The following is a 21,184-nucleotide window of genomic DNA, read 5'->3' on the forward strand; positions in this document are numbered from 1 at the left end:
TTTTGTGAGAGAAGTTAAACCTTGCTTTTATCCTGCCTGCACGATATACTAATATAATACATATCTGACTAATGGAGGGTTTTACAAATGAAAATTGCAGCAACATACGATAATGGAAACATTTTTCAGCACTTTGGAAAAACGGAGTTTTTCAAGGTATATGAGGTGGAAGATAACAAGGTTGTTTCCAGTGAAGTGATCAGCTCCAATGGCACCGGACATGGTGCACTTGCAGGACTTCTTGCAGAGCAGGGAATCAGCGTTCTGATCTGTGGAGGAATCGGCGGAGGCGCTCAGGCAGCACTTGCTGAGGCTGGTGTTGAGTTATGTTCCGGAGCACAGGGTGACGTAGATGCGGCTGTGGATGCTTATCTGAAGGGCGAGCTGGTATCCACAGGTGTGAATTGTGATCATCACCATCATGAGGATGGACATTCCTGCGGAAGCCATGAGAATGGACACTCCTGCGGCGGTCATGAAGACGGACATTCCTGCGGAGGCTGTGGCGGAGGATGTGGTTCCCAGCCATCTATCACAGGCCCTAATGTCGGAAAAACCTGCCGTACACATTACAGAGGAACCTTTAATGACGGAACACAGTTCGATTCTTCCTATGACCGTGGCGAGCCACTGGAATTCATCTGCGGAGCAGGACAGATGATTAAAGGCTTTGATGCGGCAGTTGCAAACATGGAGGTTGGCCAGGTGGTAGATGTTCATCTGATGCCTGAGGAAGCTTACGGTATGCCGAATCCGGATGCGATTTTTACACTTGAGATCGAACAGCTTCCGGGTGCTGAGGATCTTACTGTAGGACAGCAGGTATACCTCTCCAATCAGTATGGTCAGCCGTTCCCGGTTAAAGTTAACGCAAAAGATGAAAAAACCATTACTTTCGATGCTAATCATGAGATGGCAGGTAAAGAGCTGAATTTCAGAATTGAATTAGTAGAAGTGAAATAAGAAGGAACAGTGGGAGGTGCTGTATGGGAGCATATGGCATCTCCTTTTTTGCCTGAAGGGAGGAAGCTTTCCTGATGAGGATCTCTATGATACCATTTGGATTACTGTCCGGTTTTATGGATAGCAAAGAAATCCGGATCACAGAGCTGGGTGAAGATGGATTTCGATTTCGGCTGGCAGAGGAATGCCCGGAACCGGAGCAGTTTCTGATCTATTTTTATGATATGAAAAAAGCCGGGTACAGGAGAGTGGAGATCCGGAAGTTTGGGATGAGTGCAGCAGAGGATCAATGCCTGCAGGATCAACAGCCAGTTGAAAAGAAAACCGGAAAATATTTTTACAGGGAATATTCTGTGAGAGTGGAACAGAAGGATTATGTACAGGAGGTTCGGCGGCTGGCCGGAGAGTACAACAGATATATCCGTCTGAAGCTGGATGGAGACGATGGAGAGCTGGCGAAATCACTGACCGGTTATCCTGCGGAGCTGGATGAGATGCACTGCAGGAGTCTGGAGGAACAGAAGAAGCGGTGGTTTTTCAGAGAAAATGAAAAGGCTTCCGGAAATCCACAGGATACAATGGGTGCAGAAGAATTAAGGCTTTTGGATAATGCAGAGTTTGCCCTGGAATTAAACTGCACTTCCCTGTATGAAGAATATCTGTGCCAGCCGCTGCAGGCTTTTCTGGCGTCTTACTGGCAGAAGAATTATCTCACTCACAGTTATTTTGCAGGCCGGATACCGGACAGATTTTATATTGGAAATCAGTTCTGCCATAATCTGTTTCCGACAGAAGAGCAGCTTTTTTCTATCATGGATAAAATGTATTTGGAGGGCTCGGAGATCACACTGGTATTTTCTTATATCCGGGAATTTATGCTTTTGTCTGTGGGAAAGCTTCTGGAAAAGGTGGATAACTGGTGCTGTATTCATGGGGTGAATGTGGAAATCGTAGTCAATGACTGGGCCATGGTGGAAATGCTCTGTGGAAAAACATCCCGCCTGCATCCTGTTCTGGGCACATTGCTTAATAAACGAAAAAAGGATCCGCGAATGAAATATAAATCCGGTGATACCTTATTATTTCAGCAAAACAGCCTGAATGCGGGGTTTTATCGGGATTTTCTGGCTGAAGAATTTCATATCCACAGATACGAGTGGGAGTCCTGTGGATATCCACAGGAGCTTCCCCCGGGAAAAAACAGTCTGCATCTGCCTTTTTATCAGACAAACACTTCGCAGTATTGTCCATTGTATGCTTTGTGCACCACTGGGGATCGTGGTACACAGCAGCTTGCGGAGCACTGTCCGAAATTTTGTGAAAAATACACACTTCTTTATCCGGAACATTTACACATGGCAGGGAGGTATAATTCCCTGTTCGGTGTGGATAAAACATTTCCGGAGATACCTGAAATGTGGAAAAATATAAAAGGCACAAAGCCGGATCGCATTGTTGTTAATATATGACAGGTGATGAGCAGGCTGTGAAGGTGGAGCACGAATATCTGTTTGACAAGAATACATTGCAGAAAAAGGAACAGGACATGGATAACAGTATGAAAATAACAGCCGGGTTAGGCTCCATAGATGAATATGAACGTTTTGTGCAGGCAGGAGCAGATGAATTTTTCTGTGGCTATGTACCATTTTCCTGGGCGGAAAAATATGGCACAGTAATGCCGTTAAATCGCAGGGAGGTTCTCTGTTGTAATGTTCAGCTTGGAGCATACAGTGAGCTGGAAATTCTTTCCCGGATGGTAAAAAAATATAAAAAGCCGGTGCATCTCACCTTCAATTCCCTGTATTATCTTCCGGAACAGTATCCGGAGATCGGAGATATCATAGAAAAGTGCATGGGAATTGGATTTCGAAGCTATATCATTGCAGATCCGGCGCTTCTTGTTTATCTGAAAAACAGGGGGATTTCCTGTGAGATCCATCTCAGCGGAGAGACAGGGGAAGTGAACAGCGAAATGCTGAAGATGTTCCGGCGCTTTCCTCTGAAGAGATTGATCTTTCATCGGAAAAACACGTTCCGGGATATGCAGTCTGTTATTGCATCTCAGAGAGAAGTGGAAAAACAGGCCGGGATCCGACCGGAGGCGGGAATGGAGTTCGAGGCCTTTGTGCTGAATGAAATGTGCCAGTTTACGGGAGCATTCTGTAATTCGCTTCACTGTGATGAGATGGGATATCTTTGCAGGGTGCCCTATTGGCTTGGAACTGTACGGAATGGTGAGGCTGTTCCGGAAAAAATAGTGGCTCTTCAGGAGCAGGCGTGGGATCAGGAACCGGATCTGGATCTGAAAGCATATGATGAATCCGGATATCTTTGTGGTGAGACAGGCTGTGGACTGTGTGCACTGTATCAGCTGAAGCAGGCAGGGATCACGCATCTGAAGCTGGTTGGCCGGGGAAACTATGTGGATCACATGGAAAAAGATATCCGGAATTTGCGAAAAGCGTTGGAAATTCTGGACGCTGCAGAAAATGAGAGGGAATTTCAGTATACATTAAAACGGACAGTGTTTCCGGCGGGGTGTAGCGGAAGATGTTATTATCAGTAACAAAAAGGGAAGCTTTTTTGAGTTAGAATAAATGATAAATGGGATGAAAACCAGAATCAGGAAAAGACATGGTGCAGATTGCAGATTTGACGGTCCTGGGAAAAAGCTATTTCCGGATTATTTGGGATCAATGGCGTGTGTCCTTCCTGAGTTCAGAGATCATTACATTTGCTGTGATCCTGATACTGGCGAGATCCGGGCGGAAAAAGAATGTATTTTCAGGAGAAAGGATATAAAATGAATTTCGAGCGTGTAAAAAGAGAAGAAGCAGATACAGTTCTGAAGCTGTACCGTTCATTGCTGGGGACGCCCTATTGTGTGTGGACAGAGGAGTATCCTTCAGAAAAAGAAGTGGAATTTGATCTTTCCAGAGATGCGCTGTTCTGTATGCGGGACGATACGGGAAATATCGCAGGTGTGATCTCCATTGATGATGATCCAAATGTGGAATGTCTCACATGCTGGTCAGAAACCATGGTGCCGTCAGCGGAGGTCTCCCGGGTGGGAGTATGTCAGGAATTCCAGAATCAGGGGATTGCCGGGAAACTTCTTAAGGGTGTGATGGAAGAACTGAAGAAGCGGGGCTATAAAGCTGTACATCTTCTTGTTGCGAAGGACAATGTAAAAGCACTCCGTTCTTATGATAAGCTGAATTTTGAGAATGTGGGAGAGTGTGAACTCTGGGGACATATGTACTGGTGTTATGAGAAAGCATTATAAAAAGTATTATAAAAAATGAAAAACAGGTATCTTTTTGCCGGGCGGTAGATCGACCACCAATGTCAGATCGATAAGTGGTGGTCAATACACAGTCAGCAGAGAAGATACCTGTTTTTTTGTTTGAAAGCAGATCAGATCCTTCGGCAGCTGTCCCTTTCGATCAGCTGGTGAGGTACAATGATCTTTGTGGCCGGAAGGCTCGGATTTTCGATATGACTGATCATCTGCGTGGCTGCTTCCATTCCAAGCTGCCCGGAGTTAATATCAATGGAGGTCAGCTGTGGGGAAGTCAGTCTGGCAAAAAGTGAGTTGTTAAAGGAAAGAATGGACAGATCCTCCGGTATGGAGATATCTGCTTCTATACAGATCCGCTCCAGGGAAAGTGCCAGAATATCATCACTGACAAGCACAGCTGTAGGGCGCTCCTCACTTAAAAGCAGCTTTCGAAGCTCCTGAAACTCATTCTGGGAAGCGGCAGGAACCTCTATACAGTATTCGGGCTGTACGGTTAATCCGTGGCTGATCAGCGCAGTCATGTAGCCGGTTTTGCGGTCTGCGGAAAAGACCAGGGAATTATCTACACCCAGATAAGCGATCCTCCGGTGGCCCAGAGCATAAAGATACTCCGTTGCCTCCTGTCCGGCCAGAAGGTTGTCATTATCGATATAGATCGTATGATTGGTGTATTGTGCCGGTTTTCCGATCAGGATATAGAGAAGTCCTTCACTGAAAAGAAAATCAATAACAGGATCATTCACACGGGAATAAAGAACAATAAATCCGTCAACCTTACCGCTTCTGGACATGGAACGTACTGCGTTAAGGATCTCTTCTTCATTCTGACCGGTAACAATGGTGCTGATATACTGATGTGCGTTACAGTAGTGGCTGATCCCCCGGATCGTCTCAAGGTAAAAGGAATTCTCGTATGTCTCCTTTGGGGATGGAGGCAGGATGATACCGATGGAGCGGGAAATCTGTGCTGCCAGGTTACTGGCCTGGAAATTCGGCTCATAGCCAAGCTCCGCCATGGCTCTGCGTACACGTTCCTTGGTTTCTTCACTGATAGATGGATTATTTTTGCAGGTTCTGGAAACAGTGGACGGGGACACCCCGGCCAGAGCTGCCACATCTTTGATGGTTACTGCCATAAATTTGCCTCCTCACGGATATGCCGGATCAAAGCGGAAGTATGCCTCTGATCCGGCTTTTTTTATCTCAGTCTGATAGAGATATTGTAGTTCATAACAAGGATACTGTCAAACATATTGCACGGAAAATTGCATGAAATTGCGTAAAAACAGATGCACAGAAAATCAGGTAGTGAGATGCAGACAGATTCTGTTTGACATAATGAAAAACTGCACAAAATCAGGATGTAAAAATTGTAAGAAAGGTAGAAAAGACAAAAACGCATTGCACTTCATGCAAAATGGACGTATAATTTACGCAAACGGTTGCGTAGATTATATGAATATGCATCCGTGAGAGGATAATAGATAAGATGCTCTGAGATGCAGGGCTCAACATAAGGAGAGAAAAGATATGGATAAAAGAGCAGCCGGCATTCTGATGCCGATCACAAGCCTGCCGTCAGAGTACGGCATCGGATGTTTTTCAAAGAGTGCCTATGATTTTGTGGACTGGCTGAAGGAAGCGGGACAGAGCTACTGGCAGATCCTTCCGCTGGGACCTACCAGTTACGGAGATTCTCCGTACCAGTCCTTCTCCACTTTTGCGGGAAATCCGTATTTTATCAGCCTGAAGGCACTGGTGGAGGAAGGCGTCCTTACAAAGGAGGACTGTGATAAGGTCAGCTGGGGAAAAAGAGCAGACAGCGTAGACTATGAAAAAATCTACAAAGGCCGTTATAAGCTTCTCCGCAAAGCTTACGAAAACAGCAACATCAGCGAGAATCCGGATTATCAGAAATTTGTTGCAGAAAACAGCTGGTGGCTTTCCGACTATGCACTTTTTATGGCAGTAAAGGATCAGTTCGGCGGTGTTGAGTGGACAAAATGGGCAGAGGATATTCGCCTTCGCTGGGCAAATGCCATGGACTACTATCGCAGAGAATTATATTTTGATATTGAATTCCAGCAGTATATGCAGTTCAAATTCTATGAGCAGTGGATGAAACTGAAAAAATATGCCAACGAAAAAGGCGTTCAGATCATCGGAGATATCCCGATCTATGTAGCTATGGACAGTGCAGATACCTGGGCTCATCCGGAACTTTTCCAGCTGGATGAGGAGAATGTGCCGGTGGCTGTAGCCGGATGCCCGCCGGACGGTTTTTCCGCAACAGGACAGCTTTGGGGAAATCCACTGTACCGCTGGGATTACCACAGAAATACAGGATATCAGTGGTGGATCTCCAGACTGAGCTACGTATTCCGCCTTTATGATGTGGTAAGGATCGATCATTTTCGTGGCTTTGACGAGTATTTTTCCATTCCGTACGGTGCAGAAAATGCCATTGGCGGTCACTGGGAAAAAGGTCCCGGGATCGATCTGTTCCGCAAAGTGGAGCAGGCCCTTGGCTGGAAGCAGGTCATTGCGGAGGATCTTGGCTATGTGACAGATTCTGTGCGTCAGCTTGTCCATGACAGTGGATTCCCGGGAATGAAGGTCCTGGAGTTTGCGTTTGATTCCAGAGATTCCGGCTGTGCCAACGATTATCTTCCGCACAACTATCCGGAGAACAGTGTGGCATATACAGGAACCCATGATAATGAGACCATCGCCGGATGGTGGAAGAGCATTATGGCAAAAGAGCGTAAGCTTGCCAGGGATTATCTCTGTGATAACTATACACCGGATAAAGAGCTGCATAAATGCTTTATCAGCCTGGTTATGAGAAGCAGTGCAAAGCTCTGTGTGATCCCTATGCAGGATTATATGGGACTGGATAACAGCTGCAGAATGAACCAGCCTTCCACAGTAGGAAAGAACTGGAAGTGGAGGATCCGCAAAAGGGAGCTGACTGTGAAGCTTCAGAAAGAGATCCAAGGTATTGCACTTCGCTACGGACGTATGAACTGGTCTGATTAAAAGAGAGATCCAAGAGACATATTCCATTTAAACGGGACGTGAAAGAAAGTAGAAAGATTTTAGATAGAATCGTGATTTTTTATGTGATATAATGCTGTTTCGTGGAGGCAGCTGTCAGTAAAAGGTAAGGCTGACAGCTGCCTTATTGTATTTTCAGATCTGCGGTAAATGATAAAGTGATACATTTATATATGCAGAAGATCAGAAGAGAGTGTCTGATCTGTAGCAGTGGATAATCCTGAATAACGGAAGATTTTTTACAATAAGGGGAGAATTATGACAGGAAAAACACACGCGGCAGTCGGACTCGGAACAGTGCTGGCAGTTACACAGCCCTCTACGGTTTCCGGTCTGGTACTTGCGGCAGGAACAGGAATGCTTGGAGCATTGATCAGCGACATTGATGTAGGAACCTCCAAATCCCATAAGGATGCGGACCGGATCACACTGATCGCGGCACTGCTTGTGGCAGCAGAGATCGCATTGAATTATTTTTATGATTTTTCCATCTGGGAAAAGATCCGCAATAACCAGTCTATGGCGCCGGTTGCCATGGGAGTTATTATTTTTATTGCAGTCTGCGCCTTTGGAAAAAATCAGCCGCACCGGTCATTTATGCATTCGATCATGGCTATGGCCATTTTAACTGCAGCCATATCCATGGTGTCCGTGAAGCTGGTCCTTTATTTTGTGGTTGGATTCGTATCACATCTGGTGCTGGACTGCTTTAACCGGAAACGGGTACGGATCCTGTATCCGCTGCCGGGCGGCATTGCGCTGGATTTCTGTAAGGCAGGAGGCTTTGTGGATTCCCTGCTTTTTAAGCTTGGATCTGTAGCTGTGATCTTTGAGATCGTATATCTGGCTGTGCAGATGGGAGAGAACTGGAAGCTTTTTCGAATGTAGAGGATGTTTTATTTACCGATTACGGATAATTTTATATGGGGCAGATATTGTTAAGCCAAAAAAGGAGCAGATTTTCCAAATACGGAAGATCTGCTCTTTTTAACCGAATCAAGGGAGTTCCCTGTTTCAATTACGAATATCCGCCTGACGGTTTATAAGTGTGATCATTTATTCTTTCTGATCCTGCAGGCGCATGCTGTGTAAAGTACGTCTGTGGAAGAGTTCAGTGCTGTCTCACAGGAATCCTGGATCACGCCTACGATGAAACCGACACCAACTACCTGCATGGCAACATCATTGGGGATTCCGAAAAGGCTGCAGGCCATCGGGATCAGAAGAAGAGAACCGCCGGCAACTCCGGAAGCACCAGCCGCACTTGCAGCAGCCAGGATGCAGAGGATCAGAGCGGTCGGGAAGTCTACGCTGATACCGAGTGTATGTGCAGCTGCCAGAGCCATGATGGAAATGGTGATCGCTGCACCACCCATGTTGATGGTCGCACCAAGAGGGATGGAGATGGAGTAGGTATCCTCATCAAGTCCGAGATCTTTGCACAGCTCCATGTTTACCGGAATGTTGGCGGCAGAGCTTCTTGTAAAGAAGGCTGTGATACCACTGTCCTTCAGGCAGCGCAGAACCAGCGGATACGGATTCTGGCGTGTGCAGATGAAAGTAATGATCGGGTTGATCACCAGTGCAACAAAGAGCATGGTTCCCACCAGTATACAGATCAGACGGCCATAGCTTAACAGTACGCCAAGCCCCTGCTCGGAGATGGTTGTGAAGATCAGGCCCATGATACCAAATGGAGCAAGGCTGATGATCCATCTTACGGCTGTGGAGGTTGCATCGGAAATGTTTTCGATGACAGTCTTGGTAGTTTCACTTGCGGCCTTCAGTGCGATACCGAAGATGATGGCCCATGCAAGGATACCGATATAGTTGGCGTTGACAAGTGCGTCAACCGGGTTGGAAACAATGTTCATCAGAAGGTTTTTGAGGACCTCTGCAACACCGCTTGGCGGAGTGACGTCGGAAGTATTTGTATTTTCGGAAAAAGTCAGCATGATCGGGAACAGGCGGCTGGAGATCACGGCTGCCAGTGCTGAGAGTATATTTCCCAGAAGATAAAGTACAACAACGAATTTCATGTTTGTTTTCTGGCCTTTTCCCATGTGGCACAGAGAGCTCATTACCAGGAAGAACACCAGAAGCGGAGCAATTCCACGAAGAGCACCGACGAACAGATCACCGAGAATGGAGATCACAGATGCCTGAGGGATCGCAAGTCCGAGAATGATACCAACGATCAGACCACAGATGATACGCTTGATCAGGTTGATGCTGTTCCATTTTTGAATCAGGTTTTTCATAACTAGTTTCCTCTTTCCTATTGTGTGAGTGTGCTAAAAAATGCTGAGCCGCAAAGCAACGATCCAGTGTAAAGGGCGGATCGTTCTAAGTGGTATTACTGCATCGCGTAAAAGCACAACAGGATAATTATATACAATTATGTCCGCCTTGTAAAGACAAATGTACATAAAACGCGAGAAAGATATAAAAAGCGCCAGATCAATGCTTCGTCTGGCGCTATATATTTGAAGTATCAGGTCCGAATTTTCCGGAAGCTTACAGCAAAGAACAGAACCTCCGCAAAGCCTGTAATTCCCCATGAGAAAATATACAGGAGATAAAGTGAGGAAATGGTCTGGAAGTGTGCAAACACCGTATAGAACCAGATGACACGGAATACACAGGATCCCAGAATGATGATGATGGTCGGTGGGATACTTTTTCCGATGCCACGGGAAGCGGCGATACTGCAATCCATAAAACAGCTGAAGGCATAGCTGAAGCCCATGATCCGGATCCTCTCCATGCCGGCATCGATGACTGCCGGTTCTGTGGCAAACAGTGACAGAAACTGCGGACCGAAAACAAGAAGCAGTCCACCAAGGATCGCGCCTGCGATGAAGGCATATGTAAGGCTGATCCCATAAGTCTTCAGCATACGTTTTTTATTTCCGGCACCCCAGTTCTGGCCGATGAAGCTTGCGCATGCAGTATAGAAGGCGAACATGACGTTGTAGATCAGAGAGTCTGCATTTGCAGCGGCAGCATTTCCGGAAACCGTGACTGCATCGAAGGAGTTGACGCCGGCCTGTACGAACAGATTTGCAATGGCAAAAATTCCGTTCTGCAGACCTGTGGGAATACCAAGAAGCAGTACTGCTTTACAGGCCTTTGGGTGAAGATGGAGCTTACGCAGGGATACCCTGCATTCGTCTTTTCTCCGGAGGAGGTGGATCATTACCAGAGCAGCGGATATATACAGGGCGATCGCGCTGGCAGTTGCCACACCTGCGGCGGCCATATGACAGACGATAACGAAAAACAGGTTCAGAAGAACGTTGATCACTCCGGCAATGGAAAGATAGATCAGCGGTCGCTTCGTATCGCCGCGGGCACTTAATACGCCGTTACCGAAATTGTATACAGCCATGGCCGGCATACCCAGAGCATAAATCTTCATATATAAAACAGCCTGGTCCATCAGCTCCGGTTTCGTATTCATCATGGACAGCATCTGTCCGGAAAACAGAAGACAGACGACACAGACCAGAAGTCCTGCGATGGCACAGAGAAGAAGAGATGTATGGATTGTTTCTTCGGTACCTTTTCTGTTTTCGGCACCAAGCTCGTGTGCTACACGAACATTGACTCCGGCGCCCATGCCGATCAGGATTCCGGTAAATAAAGTGACCAGCAGAGTTGTGGAACCCACAGCTCCAAGTGCCATGTAATCTGCAAATCGCCCCACAACCGCAACATCACTTAAATTAAAAAGAACCTCCAACACCTGGGACCCCATCAGGGGAAGGCTGAAAAGGAGGAGATTTTTCCAGAGAGAGCCGGAGGTCATCTCAATGGAATGCGTTTTCTTTTTTTCATTTTCACACATAGTTTACCTCATAAAAATTATAAAAAATTCCTTCATCCAAGGTATACAATACTATGTTGGAATAGGTTTGTAAAGAGGGGAAAATAGCTCTTTTACCAGGCGCAGAGGTTTGTTTTTATTTATGATTCTACATTGATTTCAGTACGAACAATGATATAATAAATGAGAGCAATAAGAAAGTATTTTCAGAGATATTGGAAATATAAAATACAGCAGACTAAGGAGGAACTCAATACAATGAAAATCGGAAATGATATTTATTATGTAGGAGTAAACGATCATCAGGTAGACCTGTTCGAGGGACAGTATGTAGTGCCAAACGGAATGTCCTATAATTCCTATGTGATCAAAGATGAGAAGATCGCAGTCATGGATACCGTAGATGCCAACTTCACAGAAGAGTGGATGGGAAAAGTAGCAGAAGTTCTGGATGGCGCGAAACCGGATTATCTTGTAGTTCAGCATATGGAGCCGGATCATGCAGCAAACATTGAGAATTTCATGAAAGCATACCCGGATACAACTGTTGTTGCCAACACAAAAACTTTCACCATGATGGAGAATTTCTTCCGTGGAATGGATCTGGAAGGAAAGAAACATATTGTAGCAAATGGTGACACTCTGACACTTGGAAAACACGTCCTTACCTTCGTATTTGCACCGATGGTTCACTGGCCGGAGGTCATGGTTACATATGACAGCACAGACAAGGTCCTGTTTTCTGCTGATGGCTTCGGCAAATTCGGAGCCTTTGATGTAGAAGAGGACTGGGACCGCGAAGCACGTCGCTACTATATCGGAATCGTCGGAAAATACGGTCCGCAGGTACAGAAGCTTCTCAAGGCAGCAGCAACTCTTGATATCCAGACCATCTGCCCGCTTCACGGACCGGTTCTTACTGAGAATCTTGGACATTATCTGGAGAAATATGATATCTGGTCTTCTTATAAAGTAGAGAGCGAAGGCGTAATGATCGCCTACACATCTGTATACGGACATACAAAGAAAGCAGCAGAGCTTCTTGCACAGAAGCTGGAAGAAAAGGGCTGCCCGAAGGTTGTTGTCTGCGATCTTGCAAGAGAAGACATGGCAGAGGCAGTGGAAGACGCTTTCCGCTACGGCAAGCTGGTACTGGCCAGCATTACATACAACGGAGAAGCCTTCCCGTTTATGCGTACATTCATCGAGAACCTGACAGAGCGTAATTACCAGAACCGCACCATCGGCCTCATTGAGAACGGAAGCTGGGCACCGACTGCAGCTAAAGTCATGAAAGGAATGTTCGAGAAGAGTAAAAATATCACATGGCTTGAGAACAATGTAAAGATCATGTCCTCCCTCAGCGATGAGAATGTGGCAGAGATCGATGCAATGGCAGAGGAGCTCTGCAAGTAATTTCTGAATGTCAGAACAGCTTATAAAAAATAAAGATATAACATAATAAAAAGACGTGGATCCGTAAGGCCACGTCTTTTTTATTTACCAAGTAACAGTTACATCCTCTTACACCACATAAATCCATAAGCCGGAAGCTCCACGTCCTTAAGCTCCAGTGTCTGGTCAGTGATCAGATCACGGAAGGTTCCTTCCTCCTGCATCCAGGCAGTTTTTTCGCTGTCACTGAAATTGAAGATTCCGATGAAACGTTCGTTTCCTTTCTGGCGGAGGATGCAGAGGATGCTGTCATCATGAACATCGTATGTATACACGTCACAGTCCTTATCAAAAACAGATTCCTGGCTGCGGATCTGCTCCATGCGGCTAAGAGTCTGGAAGATCTGTCCCTCAACGGAGGATTTGGAGTTTCTTTTTTCGGCAAGCTCCCACTGGAAAGCACCACGGTGGATATAGCGGGAATCTGCAGCCTTATCCGGATCCTCTTTATAGGAATAATCATTGAGACGTCCGATTTCATCGGAGCTGTAAAGCATCGGGATTCCGGACTGGGTAAGCATATATGCGTGAAGCATCAGATCCTCGCGGATACCCCTTTTCAGCTTCTCGTCATCTTTTTCAAAAAGAGCAGCCTCGATCCCGCACATGGAAGCAGTAGTTCCGCAGAAGCGGGCATCCTGAGTTACCGGGTCATCATTATAGAGCTCTCCGCGACTGTCGCTTCCCGGATACTTTCCTGTAAAGAAATCATTCAGGTAACGCTTATGGGATGGCTCATCCATGTCCCATTCTTTCAGGGTGGCGAAATCAAGTCCCCAGCCGATATCGTCATGGCAGCGGAGATAATTCAGGAAGGTGTACTGCTTCGGAAGGCTGTTTACAATATCCATTTGTTTTTTCAGAAGGCGGATATCACGAGTGGCAATGCTGTTCCAGGTTGTAGCCATGGTTGTTACATTGTAAAGCATATGGCATTCCGGCTTCTCTACGGTTCCGAAATAGGGAACAACCTTCTCCGGCTCCATAACGACCTCACCCAGAAGTACAACACTTGGGCAGACGATCTCGGCGATCATACGCATCATACGAACGATCGTATGCACCTGCTTCAGGTTACGGCAAGGAGTTCCCAGTTCCTTCCAGATATACGGAACCGCATCGATACGGATCACGTCCATTCCCTGGTTTGCAAGGAAGAGGAAGTTGTACATCATCTCATTGAAAACACGGGGATTGCCGTAGTTCAGATCCCACTGGTACGGATAAAAGGTAGTCATGACATAGTGACCGATATCCGGAAGCCAGGTAAAGTTCCCCGGAGCAGTGGTTGGGAATACCTGTGGTACGGTCTTTTCGTACTCATCCGGGATTTCACGGTTGTTGTAGAAGAAGTAGCGGCTCATATATTCGCCGTCACCCTGGCGTGCTTTTTTGGCCCACTCATGATCCTCGGAGGTGTGGTTCATAACAAAATCCATACACAGGTTCATCCCGTTTTTGTGGCATTTATCTGCAAGGGCAGCCAGATCCTTCATAGTACCAAGGTCCGGGCGGACTTTGCGGAAGTCGGCTACTGCGTAACCACCGTCGGAACGGCCCTTCGGGGTATCCAGGAACGGCATTAGATGAAGGCAGTTCACGTTGCATTCCTTAAGATATGGAAGCTTGGCAGAAACTCCCTTGATGTTGCCGGCAAAATTGTCAATATAGAGCATCATGCCAAGCATATCCTTCTGGCGGAACCAGTCCGGATTTTTTTCTCTTTCCAGGTCGCGGTTTTTGAGCGCGCGGCGGCGTGCTGTAAAATACTGGTACATCTGGTCGCAGAGCTCCGCAAACATATCGTCATTGTGATAAAGCTCTGTGTACAGCCATCGAAGCTCGTCGTGATGATGGTTTAAACGTTCCTGAAAAATTTCCTGATCTTTTTTCATGATTTCCTCCCTGAATAGATATTTATAGATGCCGGGAAACCTGTAAAATATTTCCCGGCGGTAATGGTTATCTGACATTTTTCCACAGAATTATAGCATGAAGTTTCCGGTACATGAATATACGGGTTGTTATGGAATATGGAAAAATGTTGTAAGTATTTTCAGTCTCCGGTTGTCTGCCGTCGTATCAGAACAGGAGTGATCTTTTTGTGGAGCGGTTTTTGAAGCGGTGCCGGTTTTCTTTTCTTCATTTCGTTCATCTGTTCCACAAGCAGTTCCATGGTAGTCTGTGCGATCACATCAATCTGCTGTCCAATAGTAGTGATCGGAATGATGGACTCCGCAGCAATGGGTGAATTATCGAATCCGATGATCTGATATTCATCCGGCAGACAGTTGTATTTCTGGAAGATCAGATTGAGAAATATATTTGCGTAAGTATCATTGGATAAAAATATGCCTTTTTTCTGACCGGAATATTTACTGTCAATATCTTGAAAGATCACACGCATCTGTTCAAAAAGCTCCTGATAGGAATCACCGGAAACATTAAGGTTCAGTTCATAAGGAACATGATATTCCCGGCATGTTTCCTCAAAGGCACGGATACGGTCATAAGCCGGAATATTCTCAGGTACATGGACATTGATGTGGATCAGTACATCACACTGATTACGTATCAGCAGAGAAGTAGCCTGCATGCTGCCCATGTAATTGTCTGTTGTAACGCTGCATATATGTTCTGCTTCACGTTCAATGGCGATCACAGGAATATTATAGGAAGCCAGTTTTTCAGAGGAAAGAGTATGGCTGAGAACAATAAGTCCTTCAATCTTATAAGCCATCAGCTCGTCCAGATACTGCATTTCTTTCTCCGGGCCGCCATCACTGACAAAAACCAGAAATTTGTAATGATAGTCGGAGTAACTTCGAAGAAGCTGTGTCAGCATTTCGGAATAATAATGAAGATAAAGGTTCGGGACAATGATCCCTACAAATTCGCTTTTTCCATTGGCAAGAACCCTGGCAAGCTTGTTTTTTCTGTAGCCGAGCTCATCAAGGGCTTTTGCGATCTTTTCCTGATTTTCCAGGGTCAGAGAATCCGGATGATTGAAATATCTGGAGATCGTGGTCTTGGAAAAACCAGTGTATTCTGCAATATCGGCAAATGTTACCTGTTTTTTAGCCATAAAAAAATATTCTCCTTTTAACAGCAGAAAGTTATGATACGGAATGCAGATGTGATCATATAAGAGAAAGCTGCAGACCGTACAGGATGATTGGATTGATATAATAAGTATAACAATACAGACGTTAAATAGCAATAAAAAAATAACCAGTTAAGTTACCGGTAACTTTTCTTGAATAAATTAACAAAAAAGGTTGACAGAAGCTATGTCATATAGTAGTATCAAATTATAAAGTAACCGGTTACTTTACCGGTTACTAAACAAGAACGAAAGAACAAAAAAGGGAGGAAAAGAGAATGAAAAAAGGTTCTGCGAAAGCTGTTCCGGCAGGAAAAAGAACTGCTGCAGAAAAGCTTCAGTATGTGAAAAAGAACTGGCAGCTGTATGTGTTTTTTCTGCTGCCTGCACTTCTTCTGACGATCATCTTCAAATACGTGCCCATGGGTGGCGTACTGATCGCTTTTGAGGACTACAATGTCATTGATGGTGTATTTGGAAGCAAATGGGTAGGACTGGAATACTTCCGGAGATTTCTGGCATCACCGGATTTTATGAATTATCTTGTGAACACTCTGAAACTGAGTATTTACGGACTGCTGTGGGGATTTCCGATTCCGATCATCCTGGCACTTCTTCTGAATCAGATCAGGAGAGCCGGGATCAGGAAAAAAATTCAGCTTCTGATCTATGCGCCGAATTTTATTTCCGTTATCGTACTCTGTGGTATGGTTCGTATGTTTCTTTCACCGGTAGGTCCGCTGAATAAACTGATCGGTTCTGATGCCAACTGGATGACCATGCCGGCGGCGTTCCGTACGATCTACATAGCCAGCGGAATATGGCAGACAGCCGGATGGGCGTCCATTATGTATACAGCAGCACTTGCCAATGCAAGTAAGGATCTGGAAGAGGCAGCAGTGGTGGATGGAGCAAATATCCTGCAGCAGATCTGGTATGTACAGCTTCCGGCTATTAAAAACATCATTGTGATCCAGTTTATTCTTCAGGCCGGAAATATTATGAGTATTGGTTTTGAAAAAGCATATGCACTGCAGACAGATATGAACCTCCCTGCATCTGAGATTCTTTCTACTTATGTATACAGAATCGGTCTTCTGAATGGAGACTATGGATATTCTACAGCAGTGGGGCTGTTTAATTCAGTGATCAATGTAATTCTTTTGATCTTTGTAAACTGGGTAGTCAAGAAACTGAATGACGGAGAGGGATTATAGGAGGTGCTGTTATGGCAAAAGCAAAGAAAAAGAAATATTCGGCATCTGACAAAGCCATTTTAGGAATCGGATACGTACTTCTGGGTGCATTTGTACTTTCCATTCTGGTTCCGCTTTTATATGTTGTGATCGCATCCTTTATGGATCCGAATGTGCTGAACAGCCAGGGGATCAGCTTTGATGTGCGGAAGTGGACAATCGATGCGTACCGCAGAGTTCTTGAAAATAATATGATCTGGAGAGGCTTTGCAAACTCATTTTTTTATTCCCTGGTGTTTACCATTATTTCAGTTCTGGTAACTCTGCTGGCAGCATATCCAATGTCCAAGAAAGAATTTGTGGGAAGAAATTTCTTCAATGTTATTTTTCTCATTACCATGTTTTTCGGTGGAGGAATGATCCCGACTTTTATCCTGATCAATCAGCTGCATCTGGTAAATACAATCTGGGCAATCCTGCTTCCGGGTGCGTTTAATGTCTGGAACATGATCCTTGCCAGAACCTATTATCAGTCTATCCCCAAGGAACTCAGAGAGGCATCTGCCATTGACGGTGCCACGGAAATCGAGCATTTTTTCAAGATCATGATGCCGGTATGCAAACCGATCATCGCAGTGCTTGCACTGTGGTCCTTTGTAGGAATGTGGAACAGTTATTTTGACGCTATGATTTATTTGAATGATGCGAAACTGCAGCCATTGCAGCTGGTACTTCGTTCCATCCTTGTACAGAATACACCGCAGCCCGGAATGATCGCAGATATCCAGAGTACTGCACAGATGGCAAAGGTAGCGGAGCTTCTGAAATATGCTACGATCATTGTATCAAGTTTACCGCTTCTGATCATGTATCCATTCTTCCAGAAATATTTTGACCAGGGCATTATGGTTGGTTCTGTAAAAGGCTGATGACAGGAGGTTGATAATGATGAAAAAAAGAATGAAGGCATTATTGGCAATCGGGCTTTCTGCAATTATAATGGTATGCAGTGCCGGATGTGGAAATGGAAAAGAACACATGAAAGCAGAAACAGATCCGGATACCCCGGTGGAAGATGTGTCCTTTCCTCTGAAAGAAAAAGCAGAGCTGTCTTTTATTACCAGTGCACCTGCAACATCTACACAGGAACCTAATGAAAGAACGATCTTTGAAAGACTGGAAAAGCAGACCAATGTCCACATTGACTGGACCTGTTTTGTGTCGGATCAGTTTGATGACAAAAAAAATCTGGCGCTGGCACAGTTCGGAAATCTTCCGGATGGACTTTTTAACGCAGGGATGAGTGATTATGATCTTCTTCGTTATGCCAAACAGGGAATCATTATTCCGGTAGAAAATCTCATTGATAAATACATGCCGAATCTTAAGGCTGTATTTGAAAAATACCCGGAATACAGAACAATGTGTACAGCACCGGACGGACATATTTATTCTTTCCCATGGATCGAGCAGCTTGGTGCGGGGAAAGAAGCCATTCAGGCAATTGGAGATATTCCCTACATTAATAAAAAATGGCTGGATTATCTGAAGCTGGACGTTCCAACTACAACTGAGGAACTGGAACAGGTTCTGATCGCTTTCCGCGACAATGCAGATAAACTGGAAAAGAAATTCAACATTGAGGGTGGTGTGATCCCGATGTCCTTTATCATCAATAATGGTGATCAGGATCCTGCAATTCTCATCAACGGATTCGGAGAAGGATATGGTGACACCGGTGATCATTTTGCAGTAAAAGATGATGGAACCGTTATTTATACAACTGTACAGGAAGGCTATAAAGAAGGTATTCAGTGGCTCCATCAGCTGGTAGAAGAAAAGCTGGTGGATCCGGAGGCTTTTACCCAGGAATGGTCAACTTATGTCGCAAAAGGTAAGAACCACAGATATGGTCTGTGTTTTACCTGGGATATTGCAAATATTGATAACAATGAAGATTATGTAATGCTCCCGGCGCTGGCCGGTCCGGATGGTCTTGTAAATATCACAAGACAGAATAACAGTGAAACCAGTGGCTTTGACAGAGGACGCTGCGTTCTGACTACAAGCTGTCGGAATACGGCACTGGCAGCAGCATGGATCGATCAGATGTATGCACCGATCCAGTCTCCGCAGAATAACTGGGGTACTTACGGGGAAAAAGATTCATTTAATATCTTTGAGATGTCCGAGAATGCAGAAGGTGGCCAGATGCTGAAACATATGGATCTGGGAGATGCATCTCCGGTAGAGGTTCGTGAAGCACAGTCTGTAAACGGACCGTTGGCAATACTTAACGAGTATTACGATGTATATGTAACAGAGCCGGCAGATGCAAAATGGCGTCTCGACAATATGCATGAAACATATCTTAAGGATATGAAAAGTAAATATGTGTATCCGAATGTATTTATGAGTATTGATGATACCAATAAAGTATCTCAGTATGACACGGATATCAAGAAGTATGCGGAACAGAAAAAAGCAGACTGGATCCTGAATGGCGGCATCGATAAAGAATGGGATTCCTATCTGAAAAAGATGGAGCAGTATGGACTGTCTGATTATCTGGCAATCAAACAGAAATATTTTGACCAGTATCAGAAGTCTCTTAGTGAGACAGAGAAATAAAAACAGAAAAAGATACCGGTCAGAAACATAAAAAAGAAAGAGAGAGCAGAGTATGAGTGAAAAACTTGAAAAAGCACGTCTTTATGAAATAGAGGAAGCAAAAAATATCCCGCAGGAAGAGAAACCGGCCTTTCATGTATCTGCACCGGTTGGCTGGATCAATGATCCCAATGGATTTTCTGTTTTTAAAGGAAAGGTACATCTTTTTTACCAGTATCATCCTTACAGCCGTGACTGGGGCCCTATGCACTGGGGCCACAGTGTGACGGAGGATATGATCAGATGGGAGCAGCTTCCTACAGCGCTTGCACCGGATCAGGAATATGATCGAGAGGGATGCTTTTCCGGAAGTGCTATTGAAGCGGATGGAAAACAGGCTTTGATCTACACAGGAGTTACAACAGAAAAGCTGCCTGATGGAAAAGAAGAAGTCCGGCAGAATCAGTGCATTGCCTGGGGGGACGGAAAAGATTATGTAAAGGCAGAGAAAAATCCGGTAGTCACCGGGGATATGCTTCCGGAGAAATGCAGCAGAGTTGATTTCCGTGATCCGAAGATATGGGAAGATAACGGAACATACCATATGCTCGTAGGATGCCGCAGCGAAGAAATTCCTGGACAGGTAGTTCTGTTTTCCAGTAAAGATCTGAAAGAATGGAAATTTGAAACAATTCTTGCGGAGAACTCCACAGGAGAAATCGGTGTTATGTGGGAATGCCCCGATTTCTTTCCGCTCGGGGATAAACATGTGCTGATCTGTTCTCCGCAGCATATGCGGGCAAAAGGGTATGAGTTTCATAATGGACATAATTCCCTATATTTTACGGGAGATTATGACAGCGAAAAACATACATTTGAAAAAGACGCACCGGTAAGTCTGGACTACGGACTTGATTTTTATGCGCCGCAGACAACCCTTCTTCCAGATGGAAGAAGAGTGATGATCGCCTGGATGAAATCTTGGGATAGCTGTGTGATCAAGGAAAAGCAGAGATGGCAGGGAATGATGACTCTTCCGAGAGAGCTGGAATATCGTGACGGAAAGATCTGGCAGATGCCGGTCCGGGAAATTGAGAATTATCGGAAAAACCGTTGTTGTTATGAGAATGTAAAAGTGGGTGAGAGCTTAAGCCTTGAAGGCGTCCGTGGCCGAATGATCGATCTGACTGTGGAACTGCAGAACGCAGATGGCATCATGGATGGAAGCAGGAACTCCGGAAATCCAAATCAGGAAGCATTGGATGTGTACAATGAATTCCGGATCGAGCTTGCACGCAATGAAGAATATACAACGGTCTTTACCTATGATCGAAAAAGACAGATACTGGAGATCGACAGAACCTGGAGCGGGGTGCAGCGTGATGTTGTATGTACAAGAAAGCTCCAGATCACAGATGACAGACAAAATCTGAAGCTGCGTTTTATCCTGGATCGAAGCTCCATAGAGCTTTTTATCAATGATGGAAGCAAAACTGCGACTACCGTGATCCCAACACCAGTGGAAGCAGATGAGATCCTGTTTCACAGTGACGGAAATGCTGTGATCCAGGTTGAGAAATATGATATTGTGTTGTAGAAGCCTCTCAAATATTGACAATTTCTCTATTTTTGTATAACATAGGGGAAGTTGCTTACGCCGGATCAGG

General features: G+C 45.2%; 16 protein-coding genes. 11 read left to right on the plus strand and 5 right to left on the minus strand.

Features of this window, described 5'->3' with window-relative positions:
• Positions 1 to 87: 87 nt before the first annotated feature.
• The 4 genes from DW694_RS15015 (at position 88) to DW694_RS15030 (ending at position 4,252) form a co-directional block, all read left to right on the plus strand.
• Positions 88 to 963 (plus strand): NifB/NifX family molybdenum-iron cluster-binding protein, encoded by an 876-nt coding sequence (locus DW694_RS15015; protein ID WP_118753257.1) that lies wholly within the window; start codon positions 88 to 90, stop codon positions 961 to 963.
• 86 nt (positions 964 to 1,049) lie between these two features.
• Entirely contained in the window at positions 1,050 to 2,432 is a 1,383-nt protein-coding gene (locus DW694_RS15020; RefSeq protein WP_147238639.1) for a hypothetical protein, read from the plus strand.
• A 23-nt stretch (positions 2,433 to 2,455) separates the two neighbouring features.
• Positions 2,456 to 3,532, plus strand: coding sequence for a U32 family peptidase (locus DW694_RS15025; protein WP_353615833.1), 1,077 nt, complete (start codon positions 2,456 to 2,458; stop codon positions 3,530 to 3,532).
• 237 nt (positions 3,533 to 3,769) lie between these two features.
• A complete protein-coding gene (locus DW694_RS15030) occupies positions 3,770 to 4,252 on the plus strand; it encodes a GNAT family N-acetyltransferase (protein ID WP_022426115.1) in 483 nt (160 codons plus the stop codon).
• Positions 4,253 to 4,383: 131 nt separating this feature from the next.
• Here DW694_RS15030 and DW694_RS15035 read toward each other — a convergent pair whose 3' ends face one another.
• Entirely contained in the window at positions 4,384 to 5,403 is a 1,020-nt protein-coding gene (locus DW694_RS15035) for a LacI family DNA-binding transcriptional regulator (protein ID WP_118753258.1), read from the minus strand.
• A 394-nt stretch (positions 5,404 to 5,797) separates the two neighbouring features.
• Here DW694_RS15035 and malQ point away from each other — a divergent pair, with 394 nt between their 5' ends.
• Both malQ and DW694_RS15045 read left to right on the plus strand, forming a co-directional pair.
• Positions 5,798 to 7,306: a 4-alpha-glucanotransferase gene (malQ, locus tag DW694_RS15040; RefSeq protein WP_118753259.1), complete on the plus strand. Its 1,509-nt coding sequence runs from the start codon at positions 5,798 to 5,800 to the stop codon at positions 7,304 to 7,306.
• Between the two features lie 276 nt (positions 7,307 to 7,582).
• Complete coding sequence (locus DW694_RS15045) at positions 7,583 to 8,212, plus strand: metal-dependent hydrolase (protein ID WP_118753260.1); 630 nt, start codon at positions 7,583 to 7,585, stop codon at positions 8,210 to 8,212.
• Positions 8,213 to 8,376: 164 nt separating this feature from the next.
• Here the strand turns inward: DW694_RS15045 and sstT are convergent, their stop codons facing one another.
• Positions 8,377 to 9,585, minus strand: coding sequence for a serine/threonine transporter SstT (gene sstT / locus DW694_RS15050; protein ID WP_118753261.1), 1,209 nt, complete (start codon positions 9,583 to 9,585; stop codon positions 8,377 to 8,379).
• 233 nt (positions 9,586 to 9,818) lie between these two features.
• Positions 9,819 to 11,174 (minus strand): MATE family efflux transporter, encoded by a 1,356-nt coding sequence (locus DW694_RS15055; protein ID WP_118753262.1) that lies wholly within the window; start codon positions 11,172 to 11,174, stop codon positions 9,819 to 9,821.
• Positions 11,175 to 11,411: 237 nt separating this feature from the next.
• Here DW694_RS15055 and DW694_RS15060 point away from each other — a divergent pair, with 237 nt between their 5' ends.
• A complete protein-coding gene (locus tag DW694_RS15060; protein ID WP_118753263.1) occupies positions 11,412 to 12,569 on the plus strand; it encodes an FprA family A-type flavoprotein in 1,158 nt (385 codons plus the stop codon).
• Between the two features lie 98 nt (positions 12,570 to 12,667).
• Here the strand turns inward: DW694_RS15060 and DW694_RS15065 are convergent, their stop codons facing one another.
• Both DW694_RS15065 and DW694_RS15070 read right to left on the minus strand, forming a co-directional pair.
• Positions 12,668 to 14,503, minus strand: coding sequence for an amylosucrase (locus DW694_RS15065; protein WP_182465508.1), 1,836 nt, complete (start codon positions 14,501 to 14,503; stop codon positions 12,668 to 12,670).
• Positions 14,504 to 14,664: 161 nt separating this feature from the next.
• Positions 14,665 to 15,693: a substrate-binding domain-containing protein gene (locus DW694_RS15070; RefSeq protein WP_118753264.1), complete on the minus strand. Its 1,029-nt coding sequence runs from the start codon at positions 15,691 to 15,693 to the stop codon at positions 14,665 to 14,667.
• A 296-nt stretch (positions 15,694 to 15,989) separates the two neighbouring features.
• On the opposite strand from DW694_RS15070, the gene DW694_RS15075 reads away from it, so the two are divergent.
• From DW694_RS15075 to DW694_RS15090, 4 genes are read left to right on the plus strand one after another with little or no spacing between them, the layout of a single operon-like run.
• Positions 15,990 to 16,928 carry an ABC transporter permease subunit gene (locus DW694_RS15075; RefSeq protein ID WP_015526649.1) on the plus strand — a complete coding sequence of 313 codons (939 nt, stop codon included), beginning with the start codon at positions 15,990 to 15,992 and terminating at the stop codon, positions 16,926 to 16,928.
• Positions 16,929 to 16,939: 11 nt separating this feature from the next.
• Positions 16,940 to 17,836, plus strand: coding sequence for a carbohydrate ABC transporter permease (locus DW694_RS15080; protein ID WP_015526648.1), 897 nt, complete (start codon positions 16,940 to 16,942; stop codon positions 17,834 to 17,836).
• A 16-nt stretch (positions 17,837 to 17,852) separates the two neighbouring features.
• The gene (locus DW694_RS15085; RefSeq protein ID WP_330673476.1) at positions 17,853 to 19,538 is read left to right on the plus strand and encodes a hypothetical protein; all 1,686 of its coding nucleotides are present in this window, start codon (positions 17,853 to 17,855) and stop codon (positions 19,536 to 19,538) included.
• 52 nt (positions 19,539 to 19,590) lie between these two features.
• A complete protein-coding gene (locus DW694_RS15090) occupies positions 19,591 to 21,114 on the plus strand; it encodes a glycoside hydrolase family 32 protein (RefSeq protein WP_118753265.1) in 1,524 nt (507 codons plus the stop codon).
• Positions 21,115 to 21,184 lie beyond the last annotated feature (70 nt).

The organism is Ruminococcus sp. AM26-12LB (assembly GCF_003480785.1).
Classification (GTDB): Bacteria; Bacillota; Clostridia; order Lachnospirales; family Lachnospiraceae; genus Blautia_A; species Blautia_A fusiformis.